The sequence below is a fragment of the Brachybacterium hainanense genome (assembly GCF_042434575.1).
In the GTDB taxonomy this organism is placed as follows: Bacteria; Actinomycetota; Actinomycetes; order Actinomycetales; family Dermabacteraceae; genus Brachybacterium; species Brachybacterium hainanense.
Genome location: NZ_JBHLSV010000026.1, coordinates 34,632 through 59,004, shown reverse-complemented (window position 1 = coordinate 59,004; position 24,373 = coordinate 34,632). Strand labels below are relative to the sequence as shown.

Genomic DNA, 24,373 nt, shown 5'->3' with positions numbered 1-24,373 from the left:
GGGCAGGCAGCGCCGCTGAGCCTCCCGGGCCGGCCCAGGGCTCCTCCGGGGAGGCGGCGCCGCCCTCGCAGCCGGATCCGCCCTGGGCCCGGACGCGCGCCGCCGCGTCCGCCGACGGGACTGCGTGCGTGCCCCGCCGTACCTGTGCACGGCTGCGCTGAGGCGATCAGGCCCGCGGATGGGCCTGATCAACGGTGCGGCGCAGCCGCTCGGCGCTCACATGCGTGTAGATCTGCGTGGTCGCGAGCGAGGAATGGCCCAGGAAGTCCTGGACGCTGCGGAGATCCGCTCCGCCCTCCACGAGGTGGGTCGCCGCGGTGTGACGCAGCGTGTGCGGGGTGACGTGACGGGCGATGCCGGCGGATCGGGCGGAGGCGTCCACGAGGGTCCGCACGGCTCTGTCGCCGATCCGGCGCCCGCGGGCTCCGAGGAACAGCGCGTCCCGGGCGTCGTCCGAGGGCTCCTCCCCCAGCAGGAGCGGGCGGCCGCCGCGCTCCCAGGCGTCGATCGCGGCGAGCGCAGGCATCCCCACCGGCACGATCCGCTCGCGATCGCCCTTGCCGATCACCCGCACGGTGCGGCGGCCGCGCTCGAGATCCGTCCGGTCCAGACCCACGAGCTCGGAGACCCGCAGTCCCGAGGAGTACAGCAGCTCGAGGATCGCCGCATCGCGCAGGGCGATCGCCTGCTCGCGCGGGACCGGCGGCGCCTGCTCGGCACGACCGCCCTGTGCGGTCGGGGCCGCCATCAGCTCGCCCGCCTGGGGTCCGCTCAGCACCGTCGGCAGGTGCCGGCCGCGGCGGGGAACTCCGAGGCGATGGCCCACGTCATGCGCGATCCGGCCCGTCACCGCGAGCCAGGTGGTGAACGTGCGGGCCGCCGCGGCGGAGCGCGCGAGGGTCGAGGCCGCGGCCCCGGTGTCGGCGCGGGCAGCGAGCCAGGTCCGCAGAGCGGCCACGTCGAGCTCGGCCAGGTCGATCCGCTCGCGCGCCCGCAGATGCTCGAGCACGCTGCGCGCCTCCCGCACGTAGGCGGCGACGGTGTGCGGGGAGCGGCCGCGCTCGAGGCGGAGATGTGCCGCGAACGCGGTCAGCACCTCCTCATCCTGCGCGGAGCGCCCCGCCTCGGCCGCTGCTCCGGCACCAGCCGCCACGGCGGAGTCCGGGCCTGCGTCCCTCCGCTCCGCGGATCGCTGCTCCTCCATGCGCCCAGTCTGCCAGCCGATGGTCACCGAGGCACGGGTCCCGCTCAGCCCCGTGCCCGGCGCACCTGCTCCCCCGCGATCCGCACCGCGCCGAACAGCTCGAGCCTCCCGAGCGCAGCCCGGATCTCCTCAGGGGTCCGGTCCACGATCACGGCGAGCCTGTCGCAGGTGGTCGCGGAGCGCGGCGGCACGGCATCCAGCACGCGCCGGTCCGCGGGGCTGAACAGGTCCAGCTCGTCCTGGGGTCCGGCGGCCTCCGCGACCGGGTCGGCCCCGGGAAGCAGCTCGAGCACATCGTCCCCTCCCGTGACGAGCACCGCGCCGCGCTCCCGGATCAGCCGGTGGCAGCCCGCCGAGGCCGCGGAGGTGACCGGTCCCGGGACCGCGGCCACGGTCCGGGACAGATCATCGGCACGGCGCGCCGTGGACAGCGCCCCCGAGCGCCAGGACGCCTCCACGACCACAGTCACCTGCGCGAGCGCCGCGATCAGCCGGTTGCGGGCCAGGAACCTCCAGCGGGTCGGCGCGGTGCCGGGCGGGGCCTCGCTGAGCAGCGCGTGCCGGTCCCGGATCGTCTCGAGCAGACGGGCGTTCCCCCGCGGATAGAGCGCATCGAGCCCGCCGGCGAGGACGGCGAGCGTCGGGGCGGCGCCCGCGGCGAGCGCCCCGCGATGCGCGGCCGCATCGATCCCGTAGGCGCCGCCGCTGATCACGGCGATGCCGCGGGAGGCCAGTGCGGCGGACATGCCGCCGGCGACGTCCTCTCCGTACGGGCTCGAGGCGCGGGAGCCGACGACGGCGACGCTCCCCTGCGTCCCGGGAAGGCACGGGTCCTCGTCGCCGAGCACCCACAGGCAGTGCGGCGCGGCGACCTCGAGGTCGTCGAGGGCGGTGGGCCACTGCGGATCGCCCGGGACCAGGACCCGGATGCCGTCCCGCTCGGCGCGCGCGAGCTGCGCGGGCACGTCGACGTGCCGCAGGCGCGAGCGCCAGCGGGCGAGCGCCTGCTCGAGGCGGCGACGCGGATCGCTCGCACCGCCGTCTGTCGCCGGATCCCCCGGGATGCTCCCGCCGAGCAGCTGGAGGGCCTCGGCCGCGCTCGCCTCGCGAGCGAGCTCGAGAGCCGCTCCGGCACCGAGGGCGGTGCGGGCGAGCAGGGCGACGGCATCGGAGGGCTCGGCGACCAGGGACCAGGTGATGCGGGCGAGGCGGTCCTCCTCAGCGCTCATCGGTCCGTCCCTCGCATGCCCAGGGCGATCCCGACGTGGTCGCCGTCCGGGCGGTCCGCCTCGTCGAGGTCGGCGAGAGTCCACGCGACCCGGAGCACCCGGTCGTGGCCTCGCAGGGTGAGCCGTCCCTGCTCGACCGCCCCTTCGAGGAGGGCGCGGGCGGCGGGCACCGGGGCGAAGCGGCCGCGCAGCAGCGCCCCGGGAATGTGGGCGTTGGTCGACCAGGACAGGTCCGCGAAGCGCCGGGCCTGCCGTGCTCGGGCCGCCGCGACGCGCGCGGCGACCGGTGCGCTCGGCTCGCCCTGCGCCTCGACGCGGCGCAGATCCACCGGCGCGACCTCGACGCGCATGTCGATCCGGTCCAGGACCGGACCCGACAGCCGGGCCAGATATCGACGTCGCTGCAGGGGGGTGCAGCTGCAGCGGTCGCCGCGACCCCAGGCGTGTCCGCAGGGGCACGGGTTCGCGGCCATCACCAGCTGGAACCGTGCCGGGTAGCGGGTCACGCCCCGGGCGCGGTGGATGGTCACGTCCCCGGTCTCGAGCGGCTCGCGCAGCGCCTCGAGCACGCGGGCGGAGAACTCGGGCGCCTCGTCCAGGAACAGCACGCCGGCGTGGGCGCGGGAGATCGCCCCGGGCCGGGCGAGGCCGGATCCCCCGCCCACGATCGATGCGGTCGTCGCCGTGTGATGGGGCGCTTCGAAGGGCGGCACGCTGATCAGGCCGTCCCGGGCGTCGAAGCCACCGCTGAGGGAGTGGACGGCGCTGACCTCGAGGGCGTCGGCCTCCGACAGCGGAGGCAGCACGCCCGGGATGCGCGAGGCGATCATCGTCTTGCCCGCGCCCGGCGGCCCGGACAGCAGCAGATGGTGTCCCCCGGCCGCCGCGACCTCCGCGGCGCGGCGCGCCTCGGTCTGCCCCAGCACATCGGCGAAGTCGAGCGGCGCCCGGTGCGCCGCGGTCTCCGCCGCACGGGCCGCGGACGGGGCGAGGGCGCCGTCGGGCGCGGCGAGATCCTTCGTGCAGCCGTGGAGGCGCAGCACCTGGGAGAGGTCCTCGGCTCCGACCACCTCGACCCCGCGGACGAGCCGGGCCTCGTCGAGATCCGCGGTGGGCACGACCGCCGTGGTCACGCCGGCGCGGCGGGCGGCGGCGAGGGACGGGAGCACCCCGGGCACGGGACGGACCCTCCCGTCCAGGCCCAGCTCCCCCAGGTGCAGGATCCCCCGGATCGCGGCCGGCTCGAGGTCCCCCTGCGCGGCGATCACGGCGACCGCGATCGCGAGGTCGAATCCGGACCCGCCCTTGGGGAGATAGGCGGGCTGCAGGTTCACGGCGATGCGGCGCTGCGCGATCCCGGCGCCCACCTGGCCGGCCGCGGACCGCACCCGCTCGCGGGCCTGCAGCATCGAGGAGTCCGGCAGTCCCACGACGTGGAAGGCCGGGAGCCCGGAGGCGACATCGGCCTCGACCTCGACGACGGTCCCCTCCAGACCCTGCAGCGCGACCGCGAGAGTGCTGGCCACGGTCATCACGCCACCGCCCGCAGGTGCTCGAGCGAGCAGGCATCCGGTCCGGCGAACACTGCGAGCACGTCGATCCGCAGGTCGCGGTGCGGCGGTGCGCTGCCCAGCAGGTACTGTCCGGCAAGACGGCGCAGCTGCTGGCACTTCCGCGCGGTGACCGCGGCCTGGGGCACGCCCGTCAGGAGCGATCGGCGGGTCTTGACCTCCACGAAGACGAGAGTGCGGTCCTCGAGAGCGATGATGTCCAGCTCGCCGCGACCGATTTGCACATTGCGGTCGACGACCCTCCAGCCGGAGGCTGCCAGGTGCGCGGCGGCGAGGTCCTCGCCGAGCCGACCCAGCTCGCGGGTGGTCAGACCCGGGACGAGGACGCCGTCGGGGACGGGGACGAGGAGCGGGGACGGCGCATCGAGACTGTTCATGGCCTCAGCCTGGGCCGCTGTCCGGACCTGCGCATCCGCGGCGCCACGAATGTGGAGAACCCTCCGCTGAGGAGGAGAGGCGCCTGCGGGGACGCTCCGTGGGAGCGCCCCGGTCCCGGAGCCCGAGCGCTCAGGGCAGGGAGATGTCCGGCTTCGCGATCTCCTCGATGTTGACGTCCTTGAACGTCACGACCCGCACCGAGCGGACGAAGCGGCTCGAGCGGTAGATGTCCCAGACCCACACGTCCGCGAGGGTCAGCTCGTAGAAGACCTCCCCGCCTGCCGTGCGGACCTGCAGGTCCACCTGGTTCGCGAGGTAGAAGCGGCGCTCGGTCTCCACCACATAGGTGAACAGGCTCACCACGTCGCGGTACTCGCGGAAGAGCTGCAGCTCCAGATCGGACTCGTAGTTCTCGAGATCCTGGGTGTTCACCGGTGTCCCTCCTGCTCCGCCGGGCGGATGTCCCGCGATGCTCGTGTGCTCGGTGCGCCGATGCTCAGCGCGCCGCCCAGCTTCCATGATGCGCGATGCTGCCTGTGGAGCCCGTGCTCCGCGAGCGCCGCGCGATGCACAGCCGCACCGTATCCCTTGTTCGAGTCCCACGCATACTGCGGGGCCTGTGCGTGCAGGCGGATCATGTGCGCGTCCCGCGCCACCTTCGCCACGACGCTCGCCCCCGCCACGCTGCAGCAGTCGCGGTCCGCCTTGACCTGGACCGCGACGCGGACCTCCTCCAGCCCGCGCGCCCGCAGGGCCGCGCTGAGCACGTCGACGGAGCCGTCGAGGAGGACGGCGTCGGGCACGAGCCGCTCCCCCTCCGGCGAGCAGAGTCCGTCCAGGGCCCGCAGGGCCGCCTCGGTCAGGGCCGCGGAGATGCCGATCCTGTCGATCTCCTCCGGCTCCACCCAGCCGAGGCTGGTCGAGAACGCGTCCGCGGCGATCTGCGGGGCCAGGGCCCCGCGCCGCTTCGCGCTCAGCATCTTGGAATCGCGCACGCCCTCCGGGAGCGGCGTCACGACCTCTCCCTCGCAGATCCGGATCGCGCAGGCGCCGACCGTGACGGGGCCGGCGAGGGCGCCGCGTCCCACCTCGTCGACGCCGACGACGACCGCCTCGGGGCCGAGCTCGGCTGCCAGGGCGAGCTCGACGTCGTAGGACGGCGCCGTCGAGGACGCCGCGGAGCGCGCTGAGGCGGGCATGCCGGCCCTCAGGCCGGGTCCGGGACGGAGGCGAAGGTCGCGTGTCCGTCGCCGAGACCGGTCCAGTGGCCCACGGGCCAGAAGATCGCGACGGCCTTGCCGGTGACGTTCTCGACGGGCACGTAGGCCTCCTCGCCGTGCGAGTAGTGGTACACGGAGTCCGCGGAGGCGAAGCGGTTGTCGCCCATCACCCACAGGGAGTCCTCGGGCACGGTCACGTCGAAGGCCTCCTGGCAGGCAGGAGTCTCCGGATTGATGTACGGCTCCTCGAGCGTCTCGCCGTTGACGGTGAGCGCGCCGCCCTTCTCCTCGCACACGACGTGGTCGCCGGGCAGGCCGATGAGACGCTTGACGAGGTGATCCTGCGAGGGATCCGGGACGAGACCCACCAGGCTCAGCGCCATCATGATGCGGGTGCGGATGCTGGGGTCCACCGTCGCGTCGCCCTCGATCCAGTCCGCCGGGTCCTGGAAGACGATGACGTCCCCGCGCTCGAGGTCGATCACGCCCGGACTCAGCTTCGAGACGATGATCTTGTCATTCACCTGGAGGGTGGGCTCCATCGAGCTGGAGGGGATGTAGAACGGCTGGATCAGGAAGGTCTTGACGAGCACGGCGATCACGAGCGCGCCCACCATGGTCACGAGATACTCGAGCCAGCCGCCGCCGCGCGTGCGCCTGCGGGCGCGGCCCGAGGGCGCGGAGGCGAGGTGCTCGTCCCGGGCGCCGGAGGTGTCGGGCTCGTGCCCGGGATCGCCGGCCGAACCGGTCGCGGGGGTGGAGGTGCTCATCGGGGCGATCCTATCCGTCAGATCCGTCCGCTCCTGGGAAGCGGCCAGAGGATGCGATGCGCTTCACCGACGACGCGCTCGATGGGGACCATGCCGCCTCCCGGCGCCCCCAGCAGGCTCCGCGAGTCGGTCGAGTCGGCGCGGTTGTCCCCGAGGAGGAACATGCGGCCCTCCGGCACCTCGAGGTCGAAGGCGATCCGGCTCGGCGCGGTGCCGGGGGCGAGATAGGGCTCCTCCAGGGGCACGCCGTCGACGAGGATGCGTCCGTTCGGGTCGCAGCAGGCCACACGCTCCCCGCCGAGGGCGATGACGCGCTTGACCCAGTAATGGCCGGTGCCGTCGTCCCCGCCGAAGAAGTCACGGCCGTCGAAGACGACGACCTCGCCGCGCTCCGCGGTGCGGCGGGTAGTGCGGTCAACGAGGATGATGTCTCCAGGGCGCAGCGTCGGCTCCATCGAGGCGGAGGGGACGGCGAACGGCTCCACGAGCACGTGCCGCACCGTGAACGCGGCGACCAGCAGGAGGACGACGACGGCGGCAGCCGCCAGAAGGGGCTGCCGCCGCAGGGGCCGGGGCTCGGGATCGCTCATGGTGAAGACGAGCTCCGGGTGTCTCGGGCGCGCGGTCAGTGAGCGCGCTTCTCCTTGATGCGGGCCTTCTTGCCCGTGAGCTTGCGCAGGTAGTACAGCTTCGCGCGGCGCACGTCACCGCGGGTGACGACCTCGATCTTCTCGAGGGTCGGGGCGTGCACGGGGAAGACGCGCTCCACGCCGACCCCGAAGGAGATCTTGCGGACGCGGAACGTCTCGCGGATGCCGTCGCCCTGACGGGCGATCACGTAGCCCTGGAAGATCTGGACGCGAGAGCGGTTGCCCTCGACGACCTTCACGTGGACCTTGACGTTGTCGCCGGCGCGGAACTCCGGGATGTCCTCGCGCAGCTGCGCCTTGTCGAGCTCGTCGAACTTCTGCATGATGTCACTCCCGCTGTCTGCCTCAGGTCCGACAGCTCGTTCAGGACGGGCCTCGTGACCCGTCCGGGGAACCGATGGTCCGGCCGGGTCCGTCGAACGGGTCCCTGCCGGTGTGCTGGGCCTCTGGCGGCGACTCCCATCGCCACGGACCTGCCCGGTCGCGTGATGCGCGGCTCCCCTGAGGCAGAGACGCGCGCGACGCGCACAGGGAGCCATTGTGCCAGGACGGAGCCCCGGCGGCAAGCGCGGGGGCCGATGGCGCCGCAGGTCAGCGGGCAGAAGTGCTGTCGTCTGCGTCACCCTGCGAAGCCAGCAGATCAGGGCGGCGCTGCCGGGTCCGCTCGAGAGAGCGCGCGTGCCGCCAGGCGGCGATGCGCCCGTGATCCCCGGACAGGAGGATCTCCGGCACCCGCCGCTCGACGCCGTCGGGATCCGTCCAGCTCGCGGGCCGGGTGTAGATCGGGTACTCGAGCAGCCCGTGGGAGTGGGACTCCTCGACCACCGACTCGGGATTCCCGAGCACACCCGGCACCAGCCGCACGACCGCCTCGGTGATCGCGAGGACCGCGACCTCGCCGCCGTTGAGGACGTAGTCCCCCAACGACACGAGGCGGATCCGGCAGCCGCGGGCGGCCAGGTGCTCGTAGACCCGCTCGTCGATCCCCTCGTAGCGGCCGCAGGCGAAGACCAGCCACGCCTCCTCGGAGAGGGAGCGCGCGCTGGCCTGTCGCAGCGGCTCCCCCGCCGGGTTCGGGAAGAGCACCACGGGCTGCGCCGAGGCGCCGAGCTCCGCCTGCCCCTGCGCGATGACGTGCGCGAAGGCCTCCGCCCACGGCTCGGGCTTCATCACCATGCCCGCCCCGCCGCCCACGGGAGTGTCGTCCACGGTGCGATGGCGGTCATGGGTGAAGCCGCGCAGGTCGTGGACGTTCAGGTCCACGAGCCCCTCGCGACGCGCCTTCCCGATCAGGGACAGGTCCAGCGGCGCGAGGTACTCGGGGAAGATGGTGATGACGTCGATGCGCATCAGCTGCGCTCGCTCTCGGCGTTCTCCGGGTCGAACAGGCCGCCGGGAGGATCGGCGAGGACGACGCCCGCCTCGAGGTCGATCTCGGGGACCAGCTGCTCGACGAAGGGCAGCATGACCCGGCCTCCGGCCGGGGTGCGGACGATGAGCAGGTCCTGGGCCGGATAGTGCTCGAGGTCCGCGACGGTGCCGAGCTCCGTGCCGTCGACGTGGCGGACGGCCAGGCCGATCAGGTCCTCCGGATACCAGGCGTCGGGGTCCTCGTCGGCCTCCTCCGCGAGATCGACCGCGAGGACGAGCTCCGTGCCGCGCGCCTCCTCGGCGGCCGTGCGTCCCTCGATCTCGGCGAAGCGGGCGTACCAGCGTCCTGCCTGGGTGCGCGTGGAGACGATCGTGAGAGGGCGCGGGGTCTGCGCCGTGCCCGTCTCGAAGACGGTCCCGCGGGCCAGGCGCACCTCCGGCTGGTCGGTGCGCAGGATCAGCGCGACCTCGCCACGCAGCCCGTGCGCCTTGCCGATGGTCGCGACGACCACGTCCCGTGTGCTCATGCCAGTCCCTCGTCTCCTTCGTCCTCGGCGGGGTCGCCGCCCCGGTCCTGCTCCTGCACCCCGAATCCGGCATCGTATCCCGCGTCCCCGCAGGTGCGGCCGAGCTCCTCGAGCGGGCCCTGCAGCCCTCCGGAGCTCAGGTCTCCTCCGACCGCATCCGCGAAGGGGGCGCGCACCTGCTCGAGCGCGGCGCGGACCGCGTCGTCGTCGACCGCCTCGATCTCCTGGTCCAGGATCCCGAGCACGGCCTCGACCTCGTCCAGGCGATCGGCGGGGACGGACTGCGGCGCCCTGCCCACGAGCTTGAACATGTTCGAGGTGAGGACGTTCGCGTTCGCGAAGACGGTGAAGGTCCCCGGGGTGTCGAAGACGTCGGCACAGGTCAGCGCCGCAGGCTTGGTGCCCGGCTCCCCCGGGGCCGCGAACCAGGCCGCGGCGGGCGAGGCGGGGGCGCAGCCTGCCGCGAGCTCGCCGAGCTCCGCCTGCAGCGCGCCCAGGTCCGCGCTCTCGCCGGCGGCGGCGTCGCCGCGGAACCATCCGGCGACCGCGGAGGCGCTCTCGCGCAGGCCGGGCTGGGCGTCGGCGAAGGCGGCCTCGACGTCGTCCCCGGTCATCGAGTAGAACATCGGGTCCGCGGCGCCGTTGCTCGGGGCGGTCGCCGCCCGGTCCAGGACGACGCGGGACAGGGGCGTGGCGTAGTCGGGATCGCCCCAGTAGGTGCGGCAGGCGAGGACGCTCGCCTCGTCGAGGACGGGCGCGGTGCCGGACGTGCTGGCGGGCGCCTCGCTCGCCGTGGTCGGCTCCTGCGGCGGGGTCCCGTCCGGCGCGCAGGCCGCGAGCAGCAGCGCTCCCAGCAGCCCGGCGCCCACGGCATGCCGGAGGCGGCGCCGGGAGCCGGCGCCGCCTCGGGTCGAGCGGTGTGCGGAGCGCGCGTCAGCGGCGATCGACATCGACGATGTCCACGCGGACCGGGTCCTCGGACAGCGCCGCGGTGACCGTGCGCAGGGCGCGGGCGGTACGACCGGAGCGTCCGATCACGCGTCCCAGATCCTCCGGGTTGACGCGGACCTCGAGGAGAGGACCGCGCCGGGTGGACTTCTCCTGGACGGCGACGTCGTCGGGGTTGTCGACGATCCCGCGGACCAGGTGGTCCAGGGCCTCGGCGCGGGCGCTCATGCTCAGGCCTCGTCGACCGCGGCCTGGGCGTCCTCGGTGGACTCGCCCTCGGCGGGAGCCTCTTCCGAGCCCGGCTCGACCTGGGCCTTCTCCTTGGCCTTCTTCGCGCCCTCACGGGACTCGGCGGCGGCCTTGTCGGCCTCGGCGACGAGGTCCTCGGCGGAGGCCTTGGCGGCCTTCGTCTTCAGGGTGCTCTCGCCGGCCTCGCCCTTGGCGGCCTGCCAGTCGCCGGTGATCTTGAGGATCGCGGCGACCTGCTCGGTGGGCTGCGCGCCCACGCCCAGCCAGTACTGCGCACGCTCGGACTTGACCTCGATGAACGAGGGCTCCTCGGTCGGGTGATACTTGCCGATCTCCTCGATCACGGCGCCGTCGCGCTTCTTGCGGGAGTCGGCGACGACGATGCGGTAGTACGGTGCACGGATCTTGCCCATGCGCTTCAGACGAATCTTGACGGCCACGAGAGTGGACACTCCTTCGAAGGATGTTCGGGTGAGCTCAGCCTCGGCCTGTGGGGGTCATGCGGGCGCCGGCGTCGTTCGGGGTGTCGCACCACGGCGGGTAGAGGGCCGGCCGGGCGCATACGAAGGACCAGTATGCCAGCCCTGCGGCAACGCATGCCAGCCGGGCCGTCTGTGCCGCTCGGCACAGGCCGGGGCCGGCGCCGGCTCAGAGCAGCTCGCCGCGCAGCACCACGGCGCTCAGCTCGCGCAGGGCTCGATGGTCCTCGCGCGGATCCCGGGGCACGACGAGCAGGTCGGCGGGATCGCCGTCCTCGAGGCAGGGGACGCCCAGGAAGCGGCGCGGCGCCCAGGCGGCGGCCGTGAGGATCTCCGTCGGGGTGAGCCCGGCCCGGGCGAGCTCGTCGAGCTCGTCGTGGATGATGCCGTGGCCCAGCACTCCCCCGGCATCGGTGCCGACCAGCAGCTGGACCCCGGCATCGAGGGCGTCCCGGGTGCGCTGCAGCCGCCCCTCCCGCAGGCGGCGCATGTGCGCGGCGTAGGCGGGGAACTTCCGCTCGCCCTGATCGGCGTACTCCGTGAAGTGGTCGACGTTGACGAGGGTCGTCACGACGGGGACCCCGGCCGCGGCGGCGCGGGAGATCGTCTCGTCGGTGAGTCCGGTCGCATGCTCGAGGCAGTCGAACCCGGCGTCGAGCACGAGCGGGAGGGTCTCCTCGTCGAAGGTGTGGGTCGTGATGCGCGCGCCGGCGGCGTGGGCGGCATCGGCCGCGGCCGCGAAGTCCGCGGCGGACCATGCCGGGGCCAGGTCCCCGGCGGCGCGATCGATCCAGTCGCCGACGAGCTTGACCCAGCCGTCCGCGCGCCCCGCCTCGGCGCGGACGGCGCCGGGCAGATCCGCGGGCTCGAGCTCGTGCGCGTAGCCGATGAGGTAGCGCCGGGTGCGGGCGAGGTGGCGTCCACAGCGGATCAGCTCCGGGAGGCGGTGGCCGAGGGCGCCGCGGGCGTGGTCCTGCAGCGGCCGGGTGTCGATGATGGAGCCGGCGTCCCGGATGAGGAGCACGCCCGTGTCCCGGTCGGTGATCGCCTGTGCCCGCGCCCGCGCGAGCGTCGTCCCGGCGCCGTCGTCACCGATCCCGATGTGGCAGTGCAGGTCCGCGAGCCCGGGCACGACGAAGCCGTCGATCTCGCGGATCTCGGTCCCGGACGGGAGCTCGGGGCGGGCGTGATGGATGCGGCCGCCGACGACCCAGGCCTCCGGGAGCTCGCTCTCGGGGCCCCGCAGCACGGGGCCTCTCAGGTGCAGCACCGACCCCTGTCCGGGGACGCGTGCGCCGCCCTCGTCGCCGTCGTGCCGCTCGCTGCGTCCGCTGCCGGGGGACGCGCCGCCGTTCCTGGTGTCCACGCACCGAGAGTAGCCCGCCCTCGGGGCGACAGCGCTCTTGACACGCCTCCGGCTCCATGGTTCATTAGTCGAGTAATGAACCAGTGCACCGCTCGGGCCTCACGGGGCCGAGCCCCCATGCCGCCCAAGGAGGCGCCGTGCTCGACGGAGACCAGCCCCTCTTCGTGCAGATCGCCGAACAGATCGAGGACTCGATCATGGACGGCAGCCTCCCCGAGGACACGCGAGCCCCCTCGTCCAACGAGCTCTCCGCCTTCCACCGGATCAACCCGGCGACCGCCGCCAAGGGCCTCGGGCTCCTGGTGGACCGGGGAATCCTCGACAAGCGGCGAGGCCTCGGGATGTTCGTCTCCCGCGGAGCCCGGGAGCAGCTGCGCCAGGAGCGGCGCACCGCCTTCGCCGAACGCTTCGTCGACCCCCTCCTGATGGAGGCGCGCCGCCTCGACCTCGATCCCGAGGGCGTCGCCCGCATGGTCCGCGAACGCGCCCGCCTCACCGAGCCCCCGACCCGCCCCACCACCGAGGAGTCGCCATGACCGCCGTCATCGAGGCCCGAGAGCTGACCAAGACCTACCGGCACGTCACAGCGCTGGACGCGGTCAGCTTCGACATCGAGGCCGACACCATCTACGGAGTTCTGGGCCGCAACGGCGCCGGGAAGACCACCGCCATGTCCCTCATGACCGCGCAGAACCTGCCGACCTCCGGCAGCGTGCGCGTGTTCGGACAGGACCCCTACGAGAACGCCCGCGTGCTCCGCCGCATGTGCTTCGTCCGGGAGGGCCAGAAGTACCCCGACGACGCCACCGCCCGCCACGCCCTGGCCGCGGCCCGCCTGTGCTTCCCCCGCTGGGACCAGGACTTCGCCGACCGGCTCGTGGAGGACTTCCGCCTGCCGCTGCGCCGGACCATCAAGAAGCTCTCCCGCGGTCAGCTCTCCGCCGTCGGGGTCGTCATCGGCCTCGCCTCGCGCGCCGAGATCACCTTCTTCGACGAGCCCTACCTGGGCCTGGACGCGGTCGCCCGGCAGCTGTTCTACGACCATCTGATGGCCGACTACGCCGAGCACCCCCGCACGATCCTGCTCTCCAGCCATCTGATCGACGAGATCGCGGACCTCATCGAGCGCGTGCTCGTGATCGAGGACGGCAGGATCCTCCTGGACTCCAGCACCGACGAGGCGCGGGCGCTCGCCACGAGCATCGTCGGGGATGCGGACGCCGTCGCCGCCGTGACCGGAGGACGCGAGGTCATCGATCGCCAGAGCCTCGGACGCGTCGCAGCCGTGACCGTCCTCGGCGCCCTGGACGATGCCGAGCGCCGCCGCGTGGCCGCCGCCGGGCTGGACCTCTCCCCCGTGTCGCTGCAGCAGCTCATCGTGCGGATGACCCAGCGCGGCGCATCCGCCGCGCACCCCGCCCCCGCCGAGCCCGATGTCGAAAGGACGATCCGATGACCGCCGCCGCCCTCGCACCTCCCCCCGCTCCCGGCCCGTCGACCCTGCGCCGCTCGCTCGACGTGGTCCGGATCCAGTTCATCAACCGTCAGACCTTCCTCTGGGTGCCGCTGATCGTGCTGGGCGGCGCCTGGATCGTGAACCTGCTGGTGTACGTGATCATCGTCGCGAACGGCGGCGGCGGACCGATGCACTCCGGCGCCGCCCAGGCGCCCGTGTGGTACTTCGCCGTGATCGGCGGGCAGGCCATGACCCTGACCTTCCCCTTCTCCCAGGCGATGAGCCTGACGCGTCGCGAGTTCTTCCTCGGCACCCTGCTGGCCGCGAGCATCAGCGCGCTCGGTCTCGCGGCGGTGTTCGTGCTGCTGGGGCTGGTGGAGCTCGCGACCGTCGGATACGGCATGGAGGGGTACTTCGCGCACGTCCCGATCATCTGGGGGCACGGTCCCCTGGGAGCCGGTCTCGCCTACTTCACCCTGACGATGCTCTTCTTCGTGATCGGGTTCTGGTACATGACCATCACGCGACGTTTCGGAGCGATGGTCGCGACGGCCGTCGCCCTCCTCGCCGCCCTCCTCCTGATCGGCCTGGTCGCCCTCGCCACCGCCGCCCGGGCCTGGAGCCGGATCGGGGCGTGGATCCTCGATGCCGGACCGGTGGGCGTCTCCGTGTGCGGGCTGCTGCTGATCGCCCTCCTCGCCGTCGGGACAGCGCTCACCCTACGTCGCATGCCCGTGTGAGCCCGGCATCCCCGCGCGGGAGGATCCGCGCGGCACGGACGAGCCCGGCGCATCGGACCCTCCCGGACCCGGCGCGCCGGGCTCGTCCCGTCGGCCTCAGAACCCCTTGCCGAGCAGCTTGCGCATCTCCGGGGGAAGCTGGCTGGGGTCGATGTCCTCGAGGCTCCCGGGCCCGCCCGCACCGCCGCCGAAGGCGGAGCCGCCCTCGGCCTGCTTCTGCGCGGCCTGCCGGGCGAACTCGGCCTCCTCGCGCGCGGCCTTCGCCGGGTTGCGGGACTTCGACTTCTTCCCCTGCTTGGGGGCGGCCTGCTTGCCGCGGGACTTCTTGCCCATGCCCATGCCCGGACCGCCGGGCATCGCGGGCATGCCGCCGCCGGCCATGCCGCGGCCCATCTGCCGCATCATCTGCTGGGCCTGCTTGAAGCGCTCGAGCAGCTGGTTGACGGCCTGGACCGTGGTGCCGGATCCCTTGGCGATGCGGGCGCGGCGGGAGCCGTTGATGAGCTTCGGATCGTGGCGCTCGGCGGGTGTCATCGAGCGGATCATCGCCTCGATGCGCGTGAGCTCCTTCTCGTCGAAGTTGTCGAGCTGCTCGCGGAACTGGCCCATGTTCGGCAGCATGCCCAGCATCTTCTTGATGCTGCCCATGTTCTTGAGCTGCTGCATCTGGGCGAGGAAGTCGTCGAGGGTGAAGTCCTCGCCGGAGGCGAGCTTCTTGGCGGCCTTCTCGGCCTCGGCCTGGTCGAAGGACTTCTCCGCCTGCTCGATGAGGGTGAGCACGTCGCCCATGTCGAGGATCCGGCTGGCCATGCGGTCCGGGTGGAAGCGCTCGAAGTCGCCCAGCTGCTCGCCGGTGGAGGCGAAGAGGATGGGGCGCTGGGTGACGCCCGTGATCGACAGGGCCGCGCCGCCGCGGGCATCGCCGTCGAGCTTGGAGAGCACCACGCCGGTGAAGCCGACGCCGTCGCGGAAGGCCTCCGCGACGCGGGCGGCGTCCTGGCCGATCATCGCGTCGACGACGAAGAGGGTCTCGTGCGGGTTCACCGCGTCGCGGATGTCCCGCGCCTGCTGCATCATCTCCTCGTCGATGCCCAGGCGGCCGGCGGTGTCGACGATGACCACGTCGTGCTGCTGGAACTGGGCGGTGGAGACGCCGTTCATGGCGACGAGGACGGGGTTGCCGACGCCGTTGCCCGGCTCCGGCGCGAAGACGGGGACGCCCGCCCGCTCGCCGACGACCTGCAGCTGGGTGACCGCGTTGGGACGCTGGAGATCCGCGGCGACGAGCAGCGGGGTGTGGCCCTGGTCCTTCATCCACCGCGCGAGCTTGCCCGCGAGGGTCGTCTTGCCGGCGCCCTGCAGACCCGCGAGCATGATGACGGTGGGCGGGTTCTTCGACCAGCTGAGCTCGCCGGTCGCGCCTCCGAGCACCTCGACCAGCTCGTCATGGACGATCTTGACGACCTGCTGTGCGGGGTTGAGCGCCTTGGAGACCTCCTCGCCCAGCGCCCTCTCGCGCACGGTGCCCGTGAAGGAGCGGACGACGGGCACCGCGACATCGGCGTCGAGCAGGGCGCGCCGGATCTCGCGGATGGTCTTGTCGACATCGGCCTCGGAGAGGCGGCCGTGGCCGCGCAGTCCCTTGAGGGAGGCGGTGATGCGTTCGGAGAGGTTGTTGAACACGAAGAGATTCCCCTTGGTCGTGCGGACCGCACCAGTGTAGAGGGATCGCGGCTGCGAGGCCCGTCCAGGAGGCCGCGCCGAGGCCAAGGGCACGCGCTCAGGTCGCGGCGGCGTCCATGAGGCCGCCGATGATCCTCCCGATCGCCGGGGCGTCCAGCGGCCTGCCCCGCTGATCGGTCAGGTAGAGCACGTCGACCGCCCGCTGGCCCAGGGTCATCACGTGGGCGCTGCGCACGAGCAGCTGGTGCACGGAGATCTCCGCGGCCACATCGGCCAGCAGGCTGGGACGGTTGCGGGCGTTGACCTGGATGACGGTGGCCTCCTTCGAGGCGCCGGGGAGCAGGGTCACCACCGGGGTGTCGTCCGCGGTCCGCGGCGGCGGGGCCGGGGCGAGCTCGAGGACCCGTGCGGCCGCCTGGTCGCGGCGCTCCAGCTCGCGGTCCAGGGCCGCGCGCAGAGCCGTCGGGTGGGGCAGGTCGGCCTGGGTGCCCGGAACCCACCACGAGTTCACGGCGACCTCGTCGATCGTCATCACGACCGCGCTGCGCACCTCGATGCGCTGGCGGGCGAGCACGCGGGCCATGGCCGCGAAGACTCCCGGTCCGTCCGGCGCGCCCAGGCAGATCTGCGTGATCGCCTCCTCGCTCGTCGAGGCCGGGTACAGCACGTGGGCGCCGCCGCCGCGGCGCACGGCGGAGATCACGGCCTCCTGCACGGAGCGCTGCGGGGCCAGCAGGAGGCGCGGGAGGGCGGCCGTGCCCGCGAGCGCATCACGGGCCAGACCCGTCAGGTGGTCCACGAGCGAGGAGCGCCAGGTCGACCAGGCGGCGGGCCCGGCGGCGATCGCATCGGCCTCGGTGAGCGCGCGCAGGAGCTCGAGGGTGCCGGGATCGTGGTCCACGGCCGCCAGCAGCTCCTGCAGGGTGCTGGGATCGGCGAGGTCGCGCCCCGTCGCGAGGGACACCAGGGTCAGGTGCTCGCGCACGAGGGTGCCGATCACCGCCACGTCGTCCTCGTCGAAGCCGAGATGGCGCGCCGCCGCCTCCGCGAGCGGGGCCCCCTCGGCCGCATGGTCGCGGGCGTCCGCCCGCTTCCCCAGGTCGTGGAGCAGCGCCGCGACCAGCAGGAGATCAGGACGCGAGACCGCGCCGAGGAACCGATGCGCCTCGCGCACGGTCTCGATCTGGTGGCGGTCCACGGTGAAGCGGTGCACCGCGGAGCGCTGGGGCCGGTTGCGGATCCCGGCCCATCCGGGGATCCAGCGGGCCACGGCGCCCTTCACGTCGAGCGCCTCATATGCCTCGATGATGTGCGCACCGGCGAGGACGTCGACGAACATGTCGCGCTGGGCGGGGGCGAAGGGGCGCGGCGGGGCGGCGGCCAGGCGCTCGAGGGTCGCATCGGCCAGCGGGAGCCCGCTCGCGGCGGCATGCGCGACCGCCGCGAGGTCGCGCAGGGGGTCCGCGGAGCGCAGATCCGCCGAGACCTCCTCGGACTGGACGATCACGCCGTGCTCGAGCCGGGTCAGGGCCGGACGCCGATCCGTGCCGGTGCCGCGGGTGGCCGCACCGCCGGGGGCGGTCGCCGCCCTCGCCGCGCGGATGCTCCGGTGCAGCTCCCAGCTGACCGCGCGGGCGGCATCGGCGAGGTGGGCGAGATGGTCATCGGCCGTCCCGTGCCCGGTCAGCGCGGCCACGGCGTCCTGGTCGGCCCGGCCCAGGCGGGTGGTCGGCTTCCCGGTCACGGCCTGCAGGGCGTCCCGGGCATCGCTCAGGACGCGGGCCGCGCCGTCGACGACCGGGTGGTCGTGGTCGGCGAGCCAGCTCTCCGCGAGGGCCCGGATGACGGTCACGTCCCGCAGGCCGCCGCGGTCGGACTTGAGGTTCGGCTCCGCGGAATGGGCGAGGGGGCCGTAGCGCTGGGCGCGGTCCTCGGCGAGGTCGACGAGCTCCCCGATGCGGCGGCGCGCCTCCCGCCGCCACTGCGCGCGCACCCGGGAGGAGGCGTCCCGCACCAGCTCCGCGTCCCCGGCGACGAGCCGCAGGTCCAGCAGGGACACGGCGGCCCGGAGGTCCTCGCGGGCGACCCGCTCGCACTCCTCGGGGCTGCGCAGGGCATGGTCGAGGGAGGTGCCGGAGTCCCAGACCGGGTACCACAGGGCGCTCGCGAGACGCGCTGCCTCCTCCGGTCCGATCCGGCCCGGATCCACCAGCAGCACCAGGTCGAGGTCGCTGACGGGTCCGAGGTCCCGCCGACCCAGGGAGCCGATGGCGGCGAGGGCGGCGCCGGAGGCGGGGGCGCCGGCCCCGTCCCACAGCCCGATCAGCCAGCCGTCGACGAGGGCGGCGTGATCGGTCCTGCGGGAGGGGCCGGCGTCCGGATCCGCGAAGCCGGCGTGCAGGACGTGCGTCAGCCGGCGGGACGGAAGCGCCTCAGAGGGCATCCGCGCCCCGTTCGCCGGTGCGGACGCGGACCACGGTGGGGACCTCGGTGACCCAGATCTTGCCGTCCCCGATCCGACCGGTCCGGGAGGCGGCGACGATCAGGTCGATGATGTCGGACTCGGCCGGATCGTCCGCGAGGACCTCGATCTTCGCCTTGGGGATCGTGTCGATCGCGTACTCCGCGCCGCGGTAGACCTCGGTGTGCCCGCCCTGGCGGCCGTATCCGGCGACCTCCGAGAGGGTCAGCCCGCTGACCCCGTACTCGCGCAGCGAGTCCGTGACGGCCTGGACGGCGTGCGGCTGGACGATGGCGGTGATGAGCTTCATCGGACCTCTCCTGCGGGGGTGGGCTGGGGCTCCGAGGATCGGACGGGAGCCGAGGTCGCGGGGGTCGCGGGTCGCCCCGGGACGACGGAGCGGCGGGAGGCCGGCGCCCCGACGAGATCGTAGCCGGACTCGGCGTGGTGGGTGATGTCGATGCCCGCGACCTCATCGGCCTCGGGGATCCTCCAGCCCATGAGGGCGCGCAGGACCAGGGCGATCACGGCTGTCAGGACCCCGGAGAACGCCATGGCGCCGAGGGCCACGAGGATCTGGACGATCAGGAGGTCCGCTCCCCCGCCGAAGACCAGTCCCCCATCGGTCGCGAGCACGCCGATCAGGACGGTGCCGACGAGCCCGCCGACCAGATGCACGCCGACGACGTCCAGGGAGTCGTCGATGCCGAAGCGGTGCTTGAGCCCGACGGCGAGGGCGCAGGCGCCGCCGGCGACCGCACCGAGGATGATCGAGGTCAGCGGGGTGAGGGCGGCCGCGGCCGGGGTGATCGCGACCAGGCCCGCGACCACGCCGGAGGCGGCGCCGAGGCTCGTGACGTGGCGGTCGCGGATCCGCTCCACGAGCGACCAGCCGAGCATGGCGGCGGCGGTCGCGACGGTGGTGTTCACCCAGGCCAGACCTGCGGTGGCGTCGGCGGTCCCGGCCGATCCGGCGTTGAAGCCGAACCAGCCGAACCACAGCAGCGCCGCGCCCAGCATCACCAGCGGGAGGTTGTGGGGCTTCATCGGCTCCCGCCCGAAGCCGGTCCGGTTGCCGACGACGAGGGCGAGCACGAGCCCGGCGACGCCCGCGTTGATGTGCACGACCGTGCCGCCGGCGAAGTCGACGGGCTCGGCGAGGCCGGCGAAGATGCCATCGGCTCCGAGCAGCCCGCCGCCCCACACCATGTGCGCGAGCGGCGCGTACACGAGGAGGACCCAGATCGCGCAGAAGACCATCCAGGTGCCCAGCTTGACGCGGTCGGCGATCGCTCCGGAGATCAGGGCCGTCGAGATGATCGCGAAGGTCATCTGGAAGCCCGCGGCGACCAGGAAGGGCACGCCGCTGCCGGCGAGGATCGACTGCTCGTCGGTGCCGGCGAGGCCGAAGAACTGCCGCGGGTCGCCGAGCACGCCGCCGATGTCCTCGCCGAAGGCGATCGAGAACCCGCCGAGGGTCCAGGCCAGCGCGACCACGCCGATCGCCGTGAAGGACATCAGCATCATGTTGAGGACGGTGCGGGCGCGCACCATCCCGCCGTAGAACAGCGAGAGTCCGGGGGTCATGAGCAGCACGAGCGCCGCGCTGACCAGGATCCAGGCGCTCGCTCCCGTGTCCAGGATGAAGGGCTCCATGTCGGGCTCCTGAGGGAGTGCGTCCGGTCCGGGGCTCCTGCCCTGCGGACCGCTCGGCCCGGCGGGCCGTGCGCTCATCGTGCGGTCGCAGCGGTCCGGAGGCCACGCCGAGAAGCTCCCGTGACCGTTCCGTGACATGCCGGTTCAGCATCCGGGACGGACGCATCCGCGTCCTGGACGGGCCCCGGGGGCGGGGGCGGATGCGCGACAGGGCCGATCCATCGCTCCGGGAGGGTCCCGGCGGGATGGATCGGCCCTGCGGTGCGGCGCGGAGGCGCCCGGTCAGTCGCCGATGAGGGCGTCCACGAAACCGTGGGGGTCGAAGGGGGCGAGATCGTCCATGCCCTCGCCGAGGCCGACCATCTTCACGGGGACCCCCAGCTCGCGCTGGACGGAGACGACGATGCCGCCCTTGGCGGTGCCGTCCAGCTTGGTCAGGACGATGCCCGTCACGTCGACGGCCTCGGAGAACACGCGGGCCTGCTGCATGCCGTTCTGCCCGGTGGTCGCGTCCAGCACGAGCAGCACCTCGGCGACCGGGGAGCCGTGGAGGTTCTTCTCCGCGACGCGGCGCACCTTGCCGAGCTCGTCCATGAGGCCCTTCTTGTTCTGCAGGCGGCCGGCGGTGTCGATGATGACGACGTCCGCGTCCTGCTCGAGGCCTTGCTTGACGGCCTCGAAGGCCACGGCGGCCGGGTCGGCGCCGTCGCGGTCCGAGCGGATCGTCTCGACGCCCACGCGGGACCCCCACGTGGCGAGCTGGTCGGCGGCGGCGGCACGGAACGTGTCCGCCGCGCCCAGGACGACGCCGCGCTTCTCCGCCACGAGCACGCGGGCGAGCTTGCCGACGGTGGTCGTCTTGCCCGTGCCGTTGACGCCGACCATGAGGATGACCGAGGGGATGGAGGTGCCGTCCGCGGCCTCGCGGCGGGTCGCGGCCAGGCGCCGGTCCAGGGCCGGGTCGATGATCTTCACGAGCTCCTCGCGCAGCACCTCCCGCACCGCGGCGGGGTCATTCGTGCCGAGCACCCGCATGCGCTCGCGCAGGCCCTCGAGCAGCTCGTCGGTGGGGTCGGGTCCCAGATCCGCGAGCAGGAGGGTCTCCTCGATCTCGTCCCAGGTGTCCTGGTCGACGCTCTCGCGGGTCAGCAGACCCAGCAGGCCGCGGCCCAGGGCTCCTGAGCGGGAGAGGCGGTCCCGGAGGCGGACCATGCGGTCCGCGGCAGGCTCGGGGGTGTCCAGCAGGACGGTGGTGTCGCGCGCCCCGGCCTGGTCCGGGACCGGCTCCGACGGTGCGGCGGGCTCGACCGCGGGGACCGCGGGAGCCGTCCGGGGCTCGGTCCCGGTGCCCGGGTCGCGGTCCTGGTCCCGCGTGTCCTCCTCGAGGGCGGGGGCCTCCGCGGCCTCCGGCGCAGCGCCCTCGGCAGGCTGCTCCGCGGCCCCGACGCGCTCTGCTCCCGGGCGCGGCTCGACGACGCCGACCGGCGCGGCATGCTCCTGGTCGAAGGGTTCGTCGTCCTCGGCCTCCGGCGCCTCCTCACGCCCGGCGGTGAGGGTGTCTCCCCAGGTCGGGGCGGCAGGACGCTCCTTGAGGGCGGTCGCTGCGGAACGCGGGGATCCCGGGGCGGTGCGCTCGCCGGGGCCCTCGCCGTCCCCGGGGCGGGACGACTTCCCGCGCGTGCGCATCCATGCCCACGCGCCGGCGCCGAGCACCGCGATTCCTCCGATGGAGCCGCCGACGACGGCAAGGATCTCCACGATGGGATCCACAGGTCACCTCCAGGTGTGCGGGGGACGCTCCAGGGCGCCGGGACACAGGCCAGTGTAGGGGCCCGCGAGGCCGCCCCCGACCTCAGCCGTCCTCGGGGCGGGTGCGCGAGGAGTGGCGCGCCCGCTCCTGCGCACGGGCGCGCGCCCGCCGCAGACGCGGCATCGCCGTGGCGAGCAGGATCCCGCCGCCCAGCAGCAGCGTGAGGAGGACGAAGACGATCGTGACACCCATGTCCCCATTGTCCCGCGGTGCGGCTGAGCATCGGCCGGACGGAGACGAGGACGCCCTCCCCGGACCGGGAAGGGCGTCCTCGGAGCGGCTCCGGCGGGAGCGCCGGGATCAGGAGAGGCCGGGGAACCAGATCGCGATCTCGCGCTCCGCGGACTCCGGCGCATCGGATCCGTGCACCAGGTTCTGGATGACCGGAAGGTCCCATTCGCGGCCCAGGTCCCCGCGGATCGTGCCGGGCGCCGCGGCGGTCGGGTTGGTGCTGCCGGCGAGGGAGCGGAACCCCTCGATCACGCCCTCGCCCTGGGCGACGACCGCGACCAGCGGGGCGGAGCCCATGTACTCCACGAGCGGAGCGTAGAAGGGCTTGCCCTCGTGCTCGGCGTAGTGGGCGGCGAGCTCCTCGGGGCTCGCGGTGCGCTGGGTCAGCGCGATGATCTCGTAGCCCTTCGCCTCGATGCGGCGCAGGATCTCGCCGCGCAGGCTGCGCTGGACGGCATCGGGCTTGAGCAGGATGAGGGTGCGTTCGGTCGTCATGGCGCTCAGCCTACCGATCCTCGCCGCCCTGGGCCTCCTCGGGATGGGCGGCCCGGTAGCGACGGTCGACCTCGTCCTTCTCGGCGTCGAGCTGGTGCCCCTTGTAGACGCCGAAGACGAACAGCCCCCCGAAGACGAGGCCGATCACCCACATGGCGGGGACCAGGATCCCCAGCAGCAGGATGGGGACCTGCAGGGCCATGCCCGCGTAGTAGGGCCAGGAGCCCCGCTTCAGCATGCCGCTGACCAGCAGCAGACCGACCGCGGTCGCCAGCCCGAAGGCCCAGGTCATCAGGCGATGCTCCGGGCTCAGCTGATGGGCGACCAGCAGGGCGAAGAAGACCACGAGAGCCTCGATGGTGAGCGTCGTCGAGGACAGCATCCGCTGGGCGCCGTGGGCGCGCGGGGAGGGGGTGAGGTCGCGCACCGTCCTCATGCCTCCCCGCCGTGCCCCAGCAGGTCGCGGACCTCCGCCGCAAGGGTCACCGATCCGGCGACGACGACGCCGCCGAACTGCTCCCCTCCCTGCTCGGCGAGATCGACGGCGAGCTGGATCGCATCGGGCAGCGATGCGGCCTCGTGGACCCGGTCCTCATCGTCGAACACGTCGCGGGCCAGGTCGCCGAGCCGGTCGGTCGGGATCGCGCGGGGGGAGGACGACTGGGTGAGGACGATCTCGTCCAGCAGTGGCTCGAGGACCTCGAGGATCGCATCGGCCTCCTTCTCCTGCAGCACGCCGACGAGCCCGATGGTGCGGGTGAACCGGAAGTTCTCGCGGACGGTCGCCACCAGGGTCGCGGCGCCCGACGGGTTGTGCGCGGCGTCGACGAGGACCGTCGGCGCCTGGCGCACGACCTCGGCGCGGCCCGGGGAGGTGATGGTGCCGAGGGCCGCGGCGAGCACCTCGGCGCCGAGCGGCTGGTCGCCGCCGCCCAGGAGCGCCTCGCAGGCCGCGACGGCGAGCAGGGCGTTGCGGGCCTGGTGCTCGCCCAGCAGGGAGAGGAACACGTCCTCGTAGCGGGCGGCGACGCCCTGCAGGGAGAGCATCTGCCCGCCCACGCCCGGCGTGCGCGAGAGCACGGCGATCTGCCGGCCCTCGATCGCGGCGGAGGCCCCGACCTCGTCGAGGCGGTCGCGCAGCACATCGGCCGCGTCCTCCTCGAGCTGCTCCGCGATCACGGCGAAGGCGTCGCGGGTCAGGATGCCCGCCTTCTCCCCGGCGATCTCCGCGATGGTCTCGCCGAGGTACTCCTGATGGTCGAGGCCGATCGCGGCGACGACGGCGACGTCGGGGTCCACGACCCCGGTCGCGTCCCAGGTGCCGCCCAGGCCCACCTCGACCACGGCGACGTCCACGGGAGCGGAGGCGAAGGCCTGGTAACCCATGGCCGTGAGGTACTCGAAGAAGGTGAGCCGCGGTCCGCCGGCGGCGAGGGATTCGGCGTCGACGACCTCCGCGAACGGCGCGACGTCGTGGTAGGCCTGGAGGAAGTCCTCCTCGCCGATGCTCTCGCCGTCGATCGCGATCCGCTCGGTCGGCGAGTGCAGATGGGGGCTCGTCATGCGCCCGGTGCGCAGGCCGGTCTCGCGCAGGATCCGCTCGATGATCCGCGCCGTGGTGGTCTTGCCGTTGGTGCCGGCGACGCGGATGCTGCGGTAGGCGTTCTGCGGGTTGCCCATGAGCTCCATGACGCGGCGGATCCGCGAGAGGTCCGGTTCGATCCGGTTCTCGGGGGCGCGGCCGAGCAGGGCCGCGTACACGTCGCGGAGCTCCTGCGACATGGCAGGTCGGGGGGTACGGGACAACGTGGGCTCCTCACAGAGCAGGCGGGGGTGCGGCGCGGCGGGCGGGCGCGGCCGATGATCCTCCCCAGTCTAC

Annotated in this window: 27 protein-coding genes; 3 read left to right on the top strand and 24 right to left on the bottom strand. The window is 73.5% G+C overall.

Annotated features, from left to right (window positions below):
* Positions 1-166: 166 nt before the first annotated feature.
* From ACFFF6_RS16715 to ACFFF6_RS16645, 15 genes are all read right to left on the bottom strand, one after another.
* Positions 167-1,204 carry a tyrosine recombinase XerC gene (locus ACFFF6_RS16715; RefSeq protein ID WP_376982624.1) on the bottom strand — a complete coding sequence of 346 codons (1,038 nt, stop codon included), beginning with the start codon at positions 1,202-1,204 and terminating at the stop codon, positions 167-169.
* Positions 1,205-1,248: 44 nt separating this feature from the next.
* On the bottom strand, positions 1,249-2,433 hold the full coding sequence (gene dprA, locus ACFFF6_RS16710) for a DNA-processing protein DprA (RefSeq protein ID WP_376982623.1): 1,185 nt from the start codon (positions 2,431-2,433) through the stop codon (positions 1,249-1,251).
* Positions 2,430-3,965 carry a YifB family Mg chelatase-like AAA ATPase gene (locus ACFFF6_RS16705; RefSeq protein WP_376982622.1) on the bottom strand — a complete coding sequence of 512 codons (1,536 nt, stop codon included), beginning with the start codon at positions 3,963-3,965 and terminating at the stop codon, positions 2,430-2,432. Before ACFFF6_RS16705 ends, dprA begins: the two co-directional genes overlap by 4 nt.
* On the bottom strand, positions 3,965-4,381 hold the full coding sequence (locus ACFFF6_RS16700) for a YraN family protein (protein WP_376982621.1): 417 nt from the start codon (positions 4,379-4,381) through the stop codon (positions 3,965-3,967). The genes ACFFF6_RS16705 and ACFFF6_RS16700 overlap by 1 nt, the downstream gene beginning before the upstream one ends.
* A 130-nt stretch (positions 4,382-4,511) precedes the next feature.
* Positions 4,512-4,814, bottom strand: coding sequence for a DUF2469 domain-containing protein (locus ACFFF6_RS16695; RefSeq protein WP_376982620.1), 303 nt, complete (start codon positions 4,812-4,814; stop codon positions 4,512-4,514).
* Complete coding sequence (gene rnhB / locus ACFFF6_RS16690) at positions 4,811-5,581, bottom strand: ribonuclease HII (RefSeq protein WP_376982619.1); 771 nt, start codon at positions 5,579-5,581, stop codon at positions 4,811-4,813. Before rnhB ends, ACFFF6_RS16695 begins: the two co-directional genes overlap by 4 nt.
* A gap of 8 nt (positions 5,582-5,589) precedes the next feature.
* A complete protein-coding gene (gene lepB, locus ACFFF6_RS16685) occupies positions 5,590-6,372 on the bottom strand; it encodes a signal peptidase I (protein WP_376982618.1) in 783 nt (260 codons plus the stop codon).
* A 17-nt stretch (positions 6,373-6,389) separates the two neighbouring features.
* A complete protein-coding gene (gene lepB / locus ACFFF6_RS16680; protein ID WP_376982617.1) occupies positions 6,390-6,962 on the bottom strand; it encodes a signal peptidase I in 573 nt (190 codons plus the stop codon).
* Positions 6,963-6,997: 35 nt separating this feature from the next.
* The gene (rplS, locus tag ACFFF6_RS16675; protein ID WP_376982616.1) at positions 6,998-7,345 is read right to left on the bottom strand and encodes a 50S ribosomal protein L19; all 348 of its coding nucleotides are present in this window, start codon (positions 7,343-7,345) and stop codon (positions 6,998-7,000) included.
* A 268-nt stretch (positions 7,346-7,613) separates the two neighbouring features.
* Complete coding sequence (gene trmD / locus ACFFF6_RS16670; protein WP_376982615.1) at positions 7,614-8,372, bottom strand: tRNA (guanosine(37)-N1)-methyltransferase TrmD; 759 nt, start codon at positions 8,370-8,372, stop codon at positions 7,614-7,616.
* The gene (gene rimM / locus ACFFF6_RS16665) at positions 8,372-8,920 is read right to left on the bottom strand and encodes a ribosome maturation factor RimM (RefSeq protein WP_376982614.1); all 549 of its coding nucleotides are present in this window, start codon (positions 8,918-8,920) and stop codon (positions 8,372-8,374) included. The genes trmD and rimM overlap by 1 nt, the downstream gene beginning before the upstream one ends.
* Positions 8,917-9,870 (bottom strand): hypothetical protein, encoded by a 954-nt coding sequence (locus tag ACFFF6_RS16660; RefSeq protein ID WP_376982613.1) that lies wholly within the window; start codon positions 9,868-9,870, stop codon positions 8,917-8,919. The genes rimM and ACFFF6_RS16660 overlap by 4 nt, the downstream gene beginning before the upstream one ends.
* On the bottom strand, positions 9,854-10,096 hold the full coding sequence (locus tag ACFFF6_RS16655) for an RNA-binding protein (protein WP_376982612.1): 243 nt from the start codon (positions 10,094-10,096) through the stop codon (positions 9,854-9,856). Before ACFFF6_RS16655 ends, ACFFF6_RS16660 begins: the two co-directional genes overlap by 17 nt.
* 2 nt (positions 10,097-10,098) lie before the next feature.
* Positions 10,099-10,557: a 30S ribosomal protein S16 gene (rpsP, locus tag ACFFF6_RS16650; RefSeq protein WP_376982611.1), complete on the bottom strand. Its 459-nt coding sequence runs from the start codon at positions 10,555-10,557 to the stop codon at positions 10,099-10,101.
* Positions 10,558-10,765: 208 nt separating this feature from the next.
* Positions 10,766-11,866 carry an amidohydrolase family protein gene (locus ACFFF6_RS16645; RefSeq protein ID WP_376982627.1) on the bottom strand — a complete coding sequence of 367 codons (1,101 nt, stop codon included), beginning with the start codon at positions 11,864-11,866 and terminating at the stop codon, positions 10,766-10,768.
* A gap of 233 nt (positions 11,867-12,099) precedes the next feature.
* Here ACFFF6_RS16645 and ACFFF6_RS16640 point away from each other — a divergent pair, with 233 nt between their 5' ends.
* The 3 genes from ACFFF6_RS16640 to ACFFF6_RS16630 are packed head-to-tail and all read left to right on the top strand — an operon-like array spanning position 12,100 to position 14,158.
* Positions 12,100-12,498, top strand: coding sequence for a GntR family transcriptional regulator (locus ACFFF6_RS16640; RefSeq protein ID WP_376982610.1), 399 nt, complete (start codon positions 12,100-12,102; stop codon positions 12,496-12,498).
* Positions 12,495-13,418, top strand: coding sequence for an ATP-binding cassette domain-containing protein (locus ACFFF6_RS16635; RefSeq protein WP_376982609.1), 924 nt, complete (start codon positions 12,495-12,497; stop codon positions 13,416-13,418). Before ACFFF6_RS16640 ends, ACFFF6_RS16635 begins: the two co-directional genes overlap by 4 nt.
* Positions 13,415-14,158: a hypothetical protein gene (locus ACFFF6_RS16630; RefSeq protein ID WP_376982608.1), complete on the top strand. Its 744-nt coding sequence runs from the start codon at positions 13,415-13,417 to the stop codon at positions 14,156-14,158. The genes ACFFF6_RS16635 and ACFFF6_RS16630 overlap by 4 nt, the downstream gene beginning before the upstream one ends.
* Before the next feature lie 96 nt (positions 14,159-14,254).
* Here the strand turns inward: ACFFF6_RS16630 and ffh are convergent, their stop codons facing one another.
* From ffh to ACFFF6_RS16585, 9 genes are all read right to left on the bottom strand, one after another.
* The gene (gene ffh, locus ACFFF6_RS16625) at positions 14,255-15,841 is read right to left on the bottom strand and encodes a signal recognition particle protein (RefSeq protein WP_376982607.1); all 1,587 of its coding nucleotides are present in this window, start codon (positions 15,839-15,841) and stop codon (positions 14,255-14,257) included.
* 97 nt (positions 15,842-15,938) lie between these two features.
* Positions 15,939-18,284 (bottom strand): [protein-PII] uridylyltransferase, encoded by a 2,346-nt coding sequence (locus ACFFF6_RS16620; protein ID WP_376982606.1) that lies wholly within the window; start codon positions 18,282-18,284, stop codon positions 15,939-15,941.
* Entirely contained in the window at positions 18,274-18,612 is a 339-nt protein-coding gene (locus tag ACFFF6_RS16615; RefSeq protein ID WP_376982605.1) for a P-II family nitrogen regulator, read from the bottom strand. Before ACFFF6_RS16615 ends, ACFFF6_RS16620 begins: the two co-directional genes overlap by 11 nt.
* Positions 18,609-19,958 carry an ammonium transporter gene (locus ACFFF6_RS16610; protein ID WP_376982604.1) on the bottom strand — a complete coding sequence of 450 codons (1,350 nt, stop codon included), beginning with the start codon at positions 19,956-19,958 and terminating at the stop codon, positions 18,609-18,611. Before ACFFF6_RS16610 ends, ACFFF6_RS16615 begins: the two co-directional genes overlap by 4 nt.
* 282 nt (positions 19,959-20,240) lie before the next feature.
* Entirely contained in the window at positions 20,241-21,716 is a 1,476-nt protein-coding gene (ftsY, locus tag ACFFF6_RS16605) for a signal recognition particle-docking protein FtsY (protein WP_376982603.1), read from the bottom strand.
* A 94-nt stretch (positions 21,717-21,810) separates the two neighbouring features.
* The gene (locus ACFFF6_RS16600; protein ID WP_376982602.1) at positions 21,811-21,960 is read right to left on the bottom strand and encodes a hypothetical protein; all 150 of its coding nucleotides are present in this window, start codon (positions 21,958-21,960) and stop codon (positions 21,811-21,813) included.
* 108 nt (positions 21,961-22,068) lie between these two features.
* Entirely contained in the window at positions 22,069-22,494 is a 426-nt protein-coding gene (gene ndk, locus ACFFF6_RS16595; protein WP_376982601.1) for a nucleoside-diphosphate kinase, read from the bottom strand.
* A 10-nt stretch (positions 22,495-22,504) separates the two neighbouring features.
* Positions 22,505-22,930, bottom strand: coding sequence for a DUF4233 domain-containing protein (locus ACFFF6_RS16590; RefSeq protein ID WP_376982600.1), 426 nt, complete (start codon positions 22,928-22,930; stop codon positions 22,505-22,507).
* Positions 22,927-24,276, bottom strand: a complete 1,350-nt coding sequence (locus ACFFF6_RS16585) for a bifunctional folylpolyglutamate synthase/dihydrofolate synthase (protein ID WP_376982599.1) — start codon at positions 24,274-24,276, stop codon at positions 22,927-22,929. Before ACFFF6_RS16585 ends, ACFFF6_RS16590 begins: the two co-directional genes overlap by 4 nt.
* Positions 24,277-24,373 lie beyond the last annotated feature (97 nt).

Excerpts from the sequence above, each read along its gene's own strand:
- ACFFF6_RS16590 (WP_376982600.1), bottom strand. The coding sequence starts at position 22,930 with ATGAGGACGGTGCGCGACCTCACCCCCTCCCCGCGCGCCCACGGCGCC.
- trmD (WP_376982615.1), bottom strand. The coding sequence starts at position 8,372 with ATGCGCATCGACGTCATCACCATCTTCCCCGAGTACCTCGCGCCGCTG.
- lepB (WP_376982617.1), bottom strand. The coding sequence starts at position 6,962 with ATGAGCGATCCCGAGCCCCGGCCCCTGCGGCGGCAGCCCCTTCTGGCG.
- ACFFF6_RS16600 (WP_376982602.1), bottom strand. The coding sequence starts at position 21,960 with ATGGGTGTCACGATCGTCTTCGTCCTCCTCACGCTGCTGCTGGGCGGC.
- ACFFF6_RS16615 (WP_376982605.1), bottom strand. The coding sequence starts at position 18,612 with ATGAAGCTCATCACCGCCATCGTCCAGCCGCACGCCGTCCAGGCCGTC.
- ACFFF6_RS16715 (WP_376982624.1), bottom strand. The coding sequence starts at position 1,204 with ATGGAGGAGCAGCGATCCGCGGAGCGGAGGGACGCAGGCCCGGACTCC.
- ndk (WP_376982601.1), bottom strand. The coding sequence starts at position 22,494 with ATGACGACCGAACGCACCCTCATCCTGCTCAAGCCCGATGCCGTCCAG.
- ACFFF6_RS16635 (WP_376982609.1), top strand. The coding sequence starts at position 12,495 with ATGACCGCCGTCATCGAGGCCCGAGAGCTGACCAAGACCTACCGGCAC.
- dprA (WP_376982623.1), bottom strand. The coding sequence starts at position 2,433 with ATGAGCGCTGAGGAGGACCGCCTCGCCCGCATCACCTGGTCCCTGGTC.
- lepB (WP_376982618.1), bottom strand. The coding sequence starts at position 6,372 with ATGAGCACCTCCACCCCCGCGACCGGTTCGGCCGGCGATCCCGGGCAC.
- ACFFF6_RS16660 (WP_376982613.1), bottom strand. The coding sequence starts at position 9,870 with ATGTCGATCGCCGCTGACGCGCGCTCCGCACACCGCTCGACCCGAGGC.
- rnhB (WP_376982619.1), bottom strand. The coding sequence starts at position 5,581 with ATGCCCGCCTCAGCGCGCTCCGCGGCGTCCTCGACGGCGCCGTCCTAC.
- rimM (WP_376982614.1), bottom strand. The coding sequence starts at position 8,920 with ATGAGCACACGGGACGTGGTCGTCGCGACCATCGGCAAGGCGCACGGG.
- rplS (WP_376982616.1), bottom strand. The coding sequence starts at position 7,345 with ATGCAGAAGTTCGACGAGCTCGACAAGGCGCAGCTGCGCGAGGACATC.
- ACFFF6_RS16705 (WP_376982622.1), bottom strand. The coding sequence starts at position 3,965 with ATGACCGTGGCCAGCACTCTCGCGGTCGCGCTGCAGGGTCTGGAGGGG.
- ACFFF6_RS16610 (WP_376982604.1), bottom strand. The coding sequence starts at position 19,958 with ATGGAGCCCTTCATCCTGGACACGGGAGCGAGCGCCTGGATCCTGGTC.
- ACFFF6_RS16585 (WP_376982599.1), bottom strand. The coding sequence starts at position 24,276 with ATGTCGCAGGAGCTCCGCGACGTGTACGCGGCCCTGCTCGGCCGCGCC.
- ACFFF6_RS16620 (WP_376982606.1), bottom strand. The coding sequence starts at position 18,284 with ATGCCCTCTGAGGCGCTTCCGTCCCGCCGGCTGACGCACGTCCTGCAC.
- ACFFF6_RS16700 (WP_376982621.1), bottom strand. The coding sequence starts at position 4,381 with ATGAACAGTCTCGATGCGCCGTCCCCGCTCCTCGTCCCCGTCCCCGAC.
- ACFFF6_RS16655 (WP_376982612.1), bottom strand. The coding sequence starts at position 10,096 with ATGAGCGCCCGCGCCGAGGCCCTGGACCACCTGGTCCGCGGGATCGTC.
- ACFFF6_RS16630 (WP_376982608.1), top strand. The coding sequence starts at position 13,415 with ATGACCGCCGCCGCCCTCGCACCTCCCCCCGCTCCCGGCCCGTCGACC.